Origin of the sequence: Thermosynechococcus sp. M98_K2018_005, from assembly GCF_015295825.1 — a bacterium.
Taxonomy (GTDB): domain Bacteria; phylum Cyanobacteriota; class Cyanobacteriia; order Thermosynechococcales; family Thermosynechococcaceae; genus Thermosynechococcus.
Genome location: NZ_DVEH01000082.1, coordinates 1 through 9056, shown reverse-complemented (window position 1 = coordinate 9056; position 9056 = coordinate 1). Strand labels below are relative to the sequence as shown.

The 9056-nt window shown below is 53.3% G+C and carries 13 protein-coding genes and 1 tRNA gene; 10 read left to right on the top strand and 4 right to left on the bottom strand.

Going from position 1 to position 9056, the window contains the following annotated elements; translation table 11 throughout:
- The 8 genes from IGQ15_RS10715 to mutL all read left to right on the top strand — a co-directional run.
- Window positions 1–394 (top strand): roadblock/LC7 domain-containing protein (locus IGQ15_RS10715; RefSeq protein ID WP_297051612.1); only part of this gene is annotated, 394 nt, incomplete at its 5' end.
- A gap of 36 nt (window positions 395–430) precedes the next feature.
- Entirely contained in the window at window positions 431–997 is a 567-nt protein-coding gene (locus IGQ15_RS10710) for an ATP/GTP-binding protein (RefSeq protein ID WP_297051610.1), read from the top strand.
- 51 nt (window positions 998–1048) lie between these two features.
- Window positions 1049–1909: a DUF4388 domain-containing protein gene (locus IGQ15_RS10705; RefSeq protein WP_297051608.1), complete on the top strand. Its 861-nt coding sequence runs from the start codon at window positions 1049–1051 to the stop codon at window positions 1907–1909.
- A 16-nt stretch (window positions 1910–1925) separates the two neighbouring features.
- Entirely contained in the window at window positions 1926–2402 is a 477-nt protein-coding gene (locus tag IGQ15_RS10700; RefSeq protein ID WP_297051614.1) for a hemerythrin family protein, read from the top strand.
- Between the two features lie 29 nt (window positions 2403–2431).
- Window positions 2432–2857: a hemerythrin family protein gene (locus IGQ15_RS10695; protein WP_297051606.1), complete on the top strand. Its 426-nt coding sequence runs from the start codon at window positions 2432–2434 to the stop codon at window positions 2855–2857.
- A gap of 107 nt (window positions 2858–2964) precedes the next feature.
- Window positions 2965–3186, top strand: coding sequence for a DUF2555 domain-containing protein (locus IGQ15_RS10690; protein WP_297051604.1), 222 nt, complete (start codon window positions 2965–2967; stop codon window positions 3184–3186).
- Window positions 3173–4390, top strand: a complete 1218-nt coding sequence (coaBC, locus tag IGQ15_RS10685; RefSeq protein ID WP_297051603.1) for a bifunctional phosphopantothenoylcysteine decarboxylase/phosphopantothenate--cysteine ligase CoaBC — start codon at window positions 3173–3175, stop codon at window positions 4388–4390. The genes IGQ15_RS10690 and coaBC overlap by 14 nt, the downstream gene beginning before the upstream one ends.
- The gene (mutL, locus tag IGQ15_RS10680) at window positions 4387–6012 is read left to right on the top strand and encodes a DNA mismatch repair endonuclease MutL (RefSeq protein ID WP_297051601.1); all 1626 of its coding nucleotides are present in this window, start codon (window positions 4387–4389) and stop codon (window positions 6010–6012) included. Before coaBC ends, mutL begins: the two co-directional genes overlap by 4 nt.
- Here the strand turns inward: mutL and IGQ15_RS10675 are convergent.
- Entirely contained in the window at window positions 6009–6500 is a 492-nt protein-coding gene (locus tag IGQ15_RS10675) for an NADAR family protein (RefSeq protein WP_297051600.1), read from the bottom strand. The genes mutL and IGQ15_RS10675 overlap by 4 nt on opposite strands.
- 171 nt (window positions 6501–6671) lie before the next feature.
- On the opposite strand from IGQ15_RS10675, the gene psb27 reads away from it, so the two are divergent.
- The gene (gene psb27, locus IGQ15_RS10670; RefSeq protein ID WP_297051598.1) at window positions 6672–7076 is read left to right on the top strand and encodes a photosystem II protein Psb27; all 405 of its coding nucleotides are present in this window, start codon (window positions 6672–6674) and stop codon (window positions 7074–7076) included.
- Window positions 7077–7081: 5 nt separating this feature from the next.
- Window positions 7082–7792 (top strand): M15 family metallopeptidase, encoded by a 711-nt coding sequence (locus tag IGQ15_RS10665; protein ID WP_297051596.1) that lies wholly within the window; start codon window positions 7082–7084, stop codon window positions 7790–7792.
- Window positions 7793–7806: 14 nt separating this feature from the next.
- Here the strand turns inward: IGQ15_RS10665 and rpmB are convergent, their stop codons facing one another.
- The 3 genes from rpmB to IGQ15_RS10650 form a co-directional block, all read right to left on the bottom strand.
- Window positions 7807–8043, bottom strand: a complete 237-nt coding sequence (gene rpmB / locus IGQ15_RS10660; protein ID WP_024125479.1) for a 50S ribosomal protein L28 — start codon at window positions 8041–8043, stop codon at window positions 7807–7809.
- An 81-nt stretch (window positions 8044–8124) separates the two neighbouring features.
- Window positions 8125–8766 carry an LON peptidase substrate-binding domain-containing protein gene (locus IGQ15_RS10655; protein WP_363315847.1) on the bottom strand — a complete coding sequence of 214 codons (642 nt, stop codon included), beginning with the start codon at window positions 8764–8766 and terminating at the stop codon, window positions 8125–8127.
- A gap of 56 nt (window positions 8767–8822) precedes the next feature.
- Window positions 8823–8906 (bottom strand) — tRNA-Leu (locus tag IGQ15_RS10650).
- Window positions 8907–9056 lie beyond the last annotated feature (150 nt).

Here is a 9056-nt window from a genome sequence, read left to right as displayed (position 1 = left end):
GGCGATTAATGCAGCAAAACTGCAAGCAACATTACAAAAGTTTGTTGCTGATGTCAGTAACGTGCAAGGGGCGGCACTGGTTTCCCCCGATGGCTTGACCTTGGCGGCAGCACTACCCGCAGGAATGGATGATGAGCGAGTGGCCGCTATGTCAGCGGCGATGCTGTCCTTAGGCGAACGGATTGGTCGAGAACTGAGCCGGGGTCAGATTGAGCGGATTCTTGTCGAAGGTACGAATGGCTATGGCATTCTTACTAGCTGTACTGACGAGGCGGTATTGCTGGTATTGGCAGACGCAGCAGCCAAACAGGGCATTATTAACCTGGAAATTAAGAATGTCATTGCTGAACTGCAACCACAGTTAACAGGAGGATTGCAATCAGTAGGTGTTTAACCGTCCCTGTCCTTGCCAAAGGAGGAAAGTAGCGCCATGGAAATCATGCGGATTGTCATTACTGGGCCAGTAGGGGCAGGGAAATCTACATTTATTCGCACGATTAGCGAAATTGAACCGGTCGATACGGATCGCAAAGCTACGGATGAGGTGGGGAGTTGGAAAGAGAAAACTACAGTGGCAATGGATTTTGGCCGACTTCAATTTGGCCCCAATGTAGCTTTGCACCTCTACGGCACGCCGGGGCAAGAGCGGTTTGATTTCATGTGGGAGATTCTGATTCGCAAGGCCCATGCCTTTATTCTCTTGGTCAGTTCCCACCGTCCCCAAGATTTTCGAGCCGCCCGTCGCATTTTGGCCTTTATGCGCCACCGTGCCAAGATTCCTATGGTGATTGGTCTGAGTCATGCCGATAACCCAAATGCTTGGCCGCCGGAGGATATTGCGACCGCCCTTGGCTATCTCAGCCCCCACAATCGCCCGCCCATGGTACAGGTGAATGCCCTTGACCAAGGGTCTGTTGCCGCGGCCATGATGATGCTAATTGAAACCTATGCCAGGCACCAAGCTGAACAACTGAACTGGGATGCTGTTAAGCAGTAGTTGAGTTTCAAGGAGACAGGGACTGAAATTCATAGGAAGGGGGAAAACTAAATGAAAATCACTGGGTATTTATCTGAATTTTCCTTAGGGGAAATCTTTCGCTTTCTAGAACAGGGGCAAAAAACAGGGTGTCTTTCGATCAAGCCAGTTGAAACAGAGACCCTGCCTATTGTACCACTCAAGCACCACTACATTTTCTTTCGCTTAGGTCAGATTGTGGCCGCCACCTCCGAACTTGACCATCAAGGCCTGCAACAGCTCATTGAGCAACGCGGGTTCATACATGTGACAACGATTCAGCGGCTTTTAAAGCTATACCCCCTCAGCCAGCCACTTGGCCTGCTGCTGAAAACCCAAGGAGCCTTGGATAGCCAACAGTTGCAGTTGCTCTTTAAGCAGCAAGTGCTCACGCCGATTCCAGAGTTGTTTAGTCTCACTGAAGGATGGTTCAAGTTTGATGCCAATCACCCCTTGCCGTTGGCGGAAATGACGGGCTTGAGCGCACCGCCGCGAGAGGTAGCCTTAGCAGGTTTGCGGCTCCTGCGAGATTGGACGCCGATGATGGACAAGTTGCCCTTGCCCGATTCGACCATGATTAGCTTGAGTGAAGGGCAACCTCCCTGCCGCTTGACCCCTGTGGAATGGCAGGTCTGGGAATATGTGGACAAAACCGTCACCTTAGAGGGAATTGCCCAAGCCCTCAATTTACCTGTTCTAGAGGTGCAAAAAATCTGTTTTCGGCTGATGGTGGCTGGGTTGGCGGAAGAGATCATCAATATCAGCACCGAATCCTCACCCTCCTCACCAACAGCGCCGCCCCACTCTGCAGAGGAGAGCAGCGGATCTCTTAGTCAATCATTTCTCACAGGTGTACTGTCATTCTTGAAAGTGAAAGCTCAGCCAGTGGGATGAAAGGAGGTTGACCGTGATGGAAATAACGCGTATTGAATGGACAGAAGAGTTGAAAACGAGCCATGCTGGCCTTGACAACCAGCACAAGGAATTGCTGGCCATGCTCAATGAGTTGGGAGAGGCCATTCAGCAGGGACAAGGAGCAGCAACAATGAAGCGCATTTTTGCCTGTGCTTTGTCCTATGCCGATTGGCACTTTCGCTATGAAGAGGAGCTGGCTGCCAAATATCAATGTCCGATTGCTGAACGCAATCTTCGAGAGCATGAGGCTTTCCGTCAGCTCATTGCCAAGTTTGAGCAGGAATATAAAGCTGCAAGAACAGCAGAACTGGCAGGCCAGGGCAGTTCAGATACATTGGAAGCTTTAGCAGTGACTTTTCACAAGCAGTTGGTAGACTGGACGTTTAACCACATTGCAGTTGTGGATAAGCAAATTGGCGAGTACGTCAGCGCTGTAACAGCAGACAAAGCCAAGGCGGTAACTGCCTGTTAAACTCAACATTGTGTCTGGGAATGATAGGCATGGCTCTTACTTACTTTGAATGGACGGATGATTTAAAAACTGGTGTGGCAATGATTGATGCTCACCACCGCGAGCTGGTGGAGGCAGTCAATGATCTCGCCGGCGCAATTAATCGCGGCGAGGGGCGGGGGGCAATTCAGCGACTGCTTGCTTTCTTGAAGTACTATGCCGAGTGGCACTTTGAACGGGAAGAAAGCTGTGCTCACCAAGCGCAATGCCCCTTGGCCGAGACTAACTGTCAAGCCCATCGCCAGTTTTTGACGCTTCTGAAAGATTTTCAAAGTGCCTATCGCCAATCGCCTGGCGATGAGTCTCTCGCTATTCGCCTCCATGAAAGTCTTGCCAATTGGCTTCTCAGTCATATTATGAAAATCGACAAGAAAATTGGTGAGTACCTCAATGCTCAGTCGCCGTCAATCTCCTGAGGGGCAGAGGAAGCTGGTTGTCCAGCGCTAGGGGATGAAAGAGAGGTGGATTTAGCTACAATAGAGAAATAGGCAGAGAAAAAGTTGGTTCAAGCCCAAGGGGGGGTATGGCGGTTACACATACACACCACTATTCGCCAGAGTATATCAACCACCTCACACCACAGGATGTGGCTGCTTTGGCACGGCGACTGGAGGAAGATGACTATGACACCCCCTTTGCCGCTTTGGAGGATTGGCATCTGCTGCGGGCGATCGCCTTCCAGCGACCGGAGCTAGTGGAACCTTATTTGTACCTTCTTGATTTAGAGGCCTTTGACGAGTCCTAGAACAGTTCCTCATTTGCTGGTGGGGGTGGGGGGTGGTATTGCTGCCTATAAAATCTGTGATGTCATCTCCACGCAGGTAAAGGCGGGGTGGCAAGTTTCTGCCATTCTTTCAGAGACCGCCTCGCAGTTCATTACGCCGTTGACCCTTTCGACGCTGTGCCGGCGATCAGTATTCAGAGATGCGGATTTTTGGCACCCCCAAGCGCCGCGACCACTGCATATTGAACTGGCGGAAACGGCAACACTGATGTTAATTGCTCCCCTCACCGCCAATACGTTGGCGAAGCTGGTGCTGGGTTTGGCGGATAACCTACTGACCAGTACGGTGCTGGCCTCCCAAATGCCAATTTTGGTGGCACCGGCCATGAACACGACCATGTGGGAGCAACCGACGGTACAAGCCCATTGGCAACAACTGCAACAACAGCCCCGTTATCATTGCCTACCTCCGGCCTATGGCCGCTTGGCCTGTGACAGCGTCGGTGTGGGGCGGATGGCAGAGACGCAGGAAATTATTGCCTATCTAGATTCTTTGGCCTATACCCACGGCAAGCGAGACTTAGCTGGCAAGCATCTGCTGATTACGGCGGGGGGCACCCGTGAATATTGGGATGCAGTGCGCTTCATTGGTAATCCGGCAACGGGGAAAATGGGGATCGCTCTGGCAAGGGCAGCCCTTCATCGCGGTGCAAAGGTGACGTTGATTCATGGGGCGATCGCCGAACCCATTCCTCCCCAAGTCACGGCCATTGAGGCAATTGACAGTGAAAGTATGCTGCAAGCTGTCAAGAAAGCTTGGCCAGAGGCAGATTGGCTGGTCATGGCTGCCGCCGTTGGCGATGTCCGTCCGGCACAACAGTGGTCGGGAAAGCTCCCGAAATCGGAGTTGCCTGCAACCTTACCCCTAAGTCCTGTGCCCGATATTTTGCAAGCGGTGGCTCAGATGCGCCAGCCCCACCAACGTCTGATTGGTTTTGCCGCCCAAACGGGAGATATTGTAACGCCCGCCCGCGAGAAGCTAGAACGCAAGGGCTTGGATTTGATGGTTGCCAATGCAGTCGATCAAGCGGATTGTGGCTTTGGCACTGTTGAGAATGCCGCCGTAGTGCTGGATCGTCAGGGGCGATCGCGCGATCTTGCCAAGGTACCAAAGTTAATTCTGGCTCACCAAATTTTTGACGTTGCCCAAGAATGGCTGCCATGAGTGATGGCCTGACGGTTGTCCCCTTGCCTCTCCCAATGCAGCGGGCGATCGCTGCCGCTGAAACCCTCGACTCCCTAGCCACGGTTGTCCAAGAACTAGTGGAAAATGCTCTCGATGCCGGGGCGAGTCGCATTCACCTCGACTGGCGCCCTTCTGCATGGCATCTTGAGGTCACAGACAATGGCGAAGGGATTCGCTGGGCAGATCTCACCCAAGTGGCTCTCCCCTACACTAGCAGCAAGTTGCCCGCCAGCGGGGAATTCGCCGACATCACCACCCTAGGCTTCCGTGGTCAAGCCCTTCATAGCTTGGCACAAATGGCACAATTAACCATTTGCAGTCGCCATCGCGAGGCAGATACCGGTTGGCGAGTGAGTTATGATGCCCACGGTCAAGTGCGCAGCCAGCGTCCTCTGGGAATGGCCGTGGGGACTCGCGTCATTGCTGAGCAAATTTTTCAGGACTGGCCGCAACGTCAACAGGGAGCGAATCCGAAACAGGTACAGCGGCGGCTTCAGGAAATCGCCCTGTGTTTTCCGCAGGTGGCTTGGTACCTCCTCAAGGATGGCAAACAGTGGTGTCACTGGCCAGCGGTAACGTCTTTGGGCGATCGCCTGCTGCAAGTCATCCCGCAACTCCATCCCCAAGATCTGCGCCAAATGAGTGATGCCCAAATTGAACTGGTCTTGGCGCCGCCGGATCGCCACCATCGTCCCCGCCCCGATGGGTTAGGAGTGGCCGTTAATGGCCGGTGGGTAGAGCTGCACAGTGATCCCTCGTGGCAGCAGGTGATTCTTGAGGCCTTTGGGCGCGGGTTACCGCGGCAGCGCTTTCCTCTGTGCATTGCCCATCTCCATTTACCCCCGGCAGCGATTGATTGGTCAGCAGAACCCCAAAAGCGCAGGATCTATCTACGGGAGCCAGAGCAATGGCAAGTCCTCTTGGTAGAACGCATTAGCCAACTCCTTGCCTACCCCTCAATCCCCCTGAGTAATGCCAGCAGCTATCAGGTGTTCAAGGCGGCTGAACCACCAAATCGCTATCGGACACTGTTATCGCCCAATTCAGCTCAAGTTTCTTTGCCAACCCTGAAAGTGGTCGGGCAGTTGCACAATACCTACATTATTGTTGAGCACGCCGAGGGAATCTGGCTGATTGAGCAGCACATTGCCCATGAACGGGTGCTTTACGAGCAAATTGAAGCGGATTGGCAGGCGGTGGAGCTAGAGCAGCCGGTGTTGGTGGAATCCCTCACGGAAACGCAAGTGCAACGTTTTCAAGACTGGGGGTTAGCGATCGCCCCCTTTGGGGTACAGCTTTGGGCCGTGCGCCGTGTTCCTGCTCTATTGCGCGATCGCCCAGATGTGGGAGCCGCCCTCATGGAACTCAGCCAAGTGGCGGATCTGACCGGTGCCAAGGTAGCCGTTGCCTGTCGCAGTGCCATTCGTAACGGCACGCCCCTCACCCTTGCGCAAATGCAAACCCTGGTGGATCAGTGGTACCGCTGTCGTCAACCCCACACCTGTCCCCATGGTCGCCCCATCTGTCTGCAACTGCAAGAATCCAGCCTTGCCCGTTTTTTCCGGCGGCACTGGGTGGTGGGCAAAAGTCATGGCATTTAGCCGAATGGGCAATCTTGCAGGGGGGTGAAGGTGTGAAGATCTGCCCCTTGGCGCAGACAGTGCCGCAAATGCATCAGTAGCCGTCCTAAATAGTTCGAGCCTTGGCGATCGCCCCCACAACCCCAATAGCTATCTACCGGGGAATCTTCCACCAATTCTTCATCTCCAGTTGCCAAGAGCAGTTGCCGCAGGTCGGGATGGGTAGTAAATTTAGCCACAAGAGCACGCCACATGACTGGCTGTTTCAGCTGATCCCACTGGGGATGAACGGGGTAGCGACCACTGCGACCGAGTTGGGCAGCCGCTTCAGGAGTTGGGGCGATGCGAATGGTATGACCAAAGGCCTCATGGGCAGTGCCAAAGAATTTATGGGCTTGGTAGTAGTGCTCCGCTGTTGGCCAGTAATAGCCCTCTAGGGTAAACCCGTGGGGAGAGAAATTGGAAAAACTGCCGTAGGCATCCTTGACGCGATAAAAGTAGATTGTCATTGCCAAGCGCGTTCCCGCACCCCTTGATCACCTAAGCATTGATGAAGACTGAGATCATCATGCCCCAAATACAGCCCTTTTCGCAGGGACAGAAGCGAGTTAGGGGAGCCAATTCTTGCTAAGATCAGCCTCATGGGTATCTTAAGACCTAATTTTGTTTTGGGGTTTGATATGAAACGTTTTTGGGCGATGGTTTGCGCACTTTTCCTGAGTGTGTCACTGCTCCTGACCAGTTGTGCCAATGTACCCACTGGGCTAACAGGCAACTTCCGTGAAGATACCCTTACTCTCATTAGTAGCCTGCGGGAAGCGATCGCCCTACCGGATAATGACCCCAACAAAAAGGCGGCTCAAGCAGACGCTCGCAAAAAGCTGAATGACTTCTTTGCCCTCTACCGTCGCGATGACTCCCTGCGATCGCTCTCTTCCTTTATGACGATGCAAACTGCCCTCAACTCCCTTGCGGGTCACTACAGTTCCTATCCGAATCGTCCCCTCCCTGAGAAGTTGAAAGCCCGCCTCGAACAAGAGTTTAAGCAAGTCGAACTGGCACTAGATCGGGAAGCCAAGTCCTAGTCCTGATGGGGGATAAGCCCTATACAAAAATTCCGATTGCAGAGTGTGGGGAACCCCTAGCGCCTATTCCGCCTGCTTTTCTGCGGCTGCAACCCCATCCTTATCAAAGCCTCGGTGCCCCCTATGGCAATGCTTCGCCCTTTTACTTGCGCCTAGGCGTGATTGCTGCCCTTGAGCGTGCCCAAGTGTTCTTAGAGCCTTACGGCTGGCAACTGGCGATTTTTGATGCCTATCGCCCAATTGCGGTGCAGCAGTTCATGGTGGCGCATACCTTTGCTACCCTCTGCCAAGAACGGGGGTATGATTTGCAGCAACTTGAGCCAGCGATCGCCAGCGAGATTTGGCAACAGGTTTATCAATTTTGGGCGGTGCCCAGTTTAGATCCACAAAAACCACCCCCCCATAGCACCGGTGCTGCCGTTGATCTCACCCTCGCTGACCAAGCAGGCCATCCCTTGGAGATGGGGGGTGCCATTGATGAAGTTTCTGAACGTTCCTTTCCTGATTTTTACGATCGCTATCCTGGGCAGGCCAATGCTGCCTGTTTTGCCCAACGTCGCCAAGTTCTCTATCAAGCAATGCGCCATGCAGGATTTCAACGCCATCCCAACGAGTGGTGGCACTTTTCCCTTGGGGATCAATTGTGGGCTTGGCAAATGCAGCAACAAACTGGCCAGCGGGACATCCTCGCTCACTATGGCCGCATCGATCTTTAAGACTAGCTAATCCTTTAGAGTTTGTTGAGATTCAAGCCAGCTTCTTTGGCAAATGCACTCAGGCCTTTGCGCTCAAGGGTTTTAATGGCTTTAGTAGAGAGGCGCAGCCGCACCCAACGTTTGCCTTCTGGCCACCACACCCGTTTCCATTGCAAATTGACTTCCTGCAGTTTTTTCGTCCGCCGGTGGGAGTGGGAAATAGCGTAGGCGTTATTGGCTTTTTTTCCAGTCAGTTGACAAACGCGGCTCATTGGTTTTCTCCCCTGCAAGGCAATATGATGCAAAATAACCAAGATTCTTAGCGTAACATATTCCGCCGAGAAGAACACGGCCTATTTGAAGGTTTCCTTGAGGACAGTGCGGGCCGCCAAGTGATTGCGGGTGGTGGTTAAAATTTCTGCTTCCCGCAGCAGGCGATCGTAGGTGGATTGTAGCTCTAGAAGGCGTTGCTGCTCCTGAGCGACACCGCGAAAATTACTGGCAATCCAATAGGATAGTTCAAGGGCAGCCGTGGGTACATCCGGGGGCAGCTCCATCGGTTGTTCCGTCAGTTTTGCTGAGAGGCGCACCACATCTTCGAGGAGTTGCCGTACTTCCTTGGCCAAGGGGCGCAGATCAATGCTGGTGGGTTCATCCTCAATCCACTCCACCAGTCCAACGCGGTAGGGTTTTTCACGCACGTAGTCCAAGATGCGAAACCGCTGCTGACCCAAGGAATCAATGAGCATGCGGTCATCGGGAAGCCGTTCGTAGCGACGCACTTCCGCACAACAGCCCACCGTGGCTGGCCGACCCGTTTGCGGATCCCACATCACGATGCCAAATCGGCGATCGCTCTCGAGAATCGTATTCATCATGATGCGGTAGCGAAATTCAAAAATGTGGAGTGGTAGTGGTCGCCCCGGAAAGAGCACGACATCCGGCAAGGGAAAAATGGGGAGTTCGCGAACGGCAATGGACGAAAAAGTCATAATGACAGCCCACAGAAGCCAATGCTTCTATCGTACCCTACTTTACAGGCTTCCTGGGATGCGGAACCGGGGACTTGAACCCCGAAGTCCTTGCGGACACTAGAACCTGAATCTAGCGCGTCTACCAATTCCGCCAGTTCCGCTCGTGATAGATTTTGGTCAGCGATCTTTTATTATCTTGGGTTTGGTGGAGTTCTGTCAACTCATTATTTCATCTTGCCTCTGAAGGTGAGCCCAAAGGGCTGCCGATCCAATTGACCATTGCCCGCCAAGTTGAGAAGGGACTGCTGACC

Coding starts and splice junctions, on each gene's coding strand:
- IGQ15_RS10710 (WP_297051610.1), top strand. CDS start 431: ATGGAAATCATGCGGATTGTCATTACTGGGCCAGTAGGGGCAGGGAAA.
- IGQ15_RS10705 (WP_297051608.1), top strand. CDS start 1,049: ATGAAAATCACTGGGTATTTATCTGAATTTTCCTTAGGGGAAATCTTT.
- IGQ15_RS10700 (WP_297051614.1), top strand. CDS start 1,926: ATGGAAATAACGCGTATTGAATGGACAGAAGAGTTGAAAACGAGCCAT.
- IGQ15_RS10695 (WP_297051606.1), top strand. CDS start 2,432: ATGGCTCTTACTTACTTTGAATGGACGGATGATTTAAAAACTGGTGTG.
- IGQ15_RS10690 (WP_297051604.1), top strand. CDS start 2,965: ATGGCGGTTACACATACACACCACTATTCGCCAGAGTATATCAACCAC.
- mutL (WP_297051601.1), top strand. CDS start 4,387: ATGAGTGATGGCCTGACGGTTGTCCCCTTGCCTCTCCCAATGCAGCGG.
- IGQ15_RS10675 (WP_297051600.1), bottom strand. CDS start 6,500: ATGACAATCTACTTTTATCGCGTCAAGGATGCCTACGGCAGTTTTTCC.
- psb27 (WP_297051598.1), top strand. CDS start 6,672: ATGAAACGTTTTTGGGCGATGGTTTGCGCACTTTTCCTGAGTGTGTCA.
- IGQ15_RS10665 (WP_297051596.1), top strand. CDS start 7,082: ATGGGGGATAAGCCCTATACAAAAATTCCGATTGCAGAGTGTGGGGAA.
- rpmB (WP_024125479.1), bottom strand. CDS start 8,043: ATGAGCCGCGTTTGTCAACTGACTGGAAAAAAAGCCAATAACGCCTAC.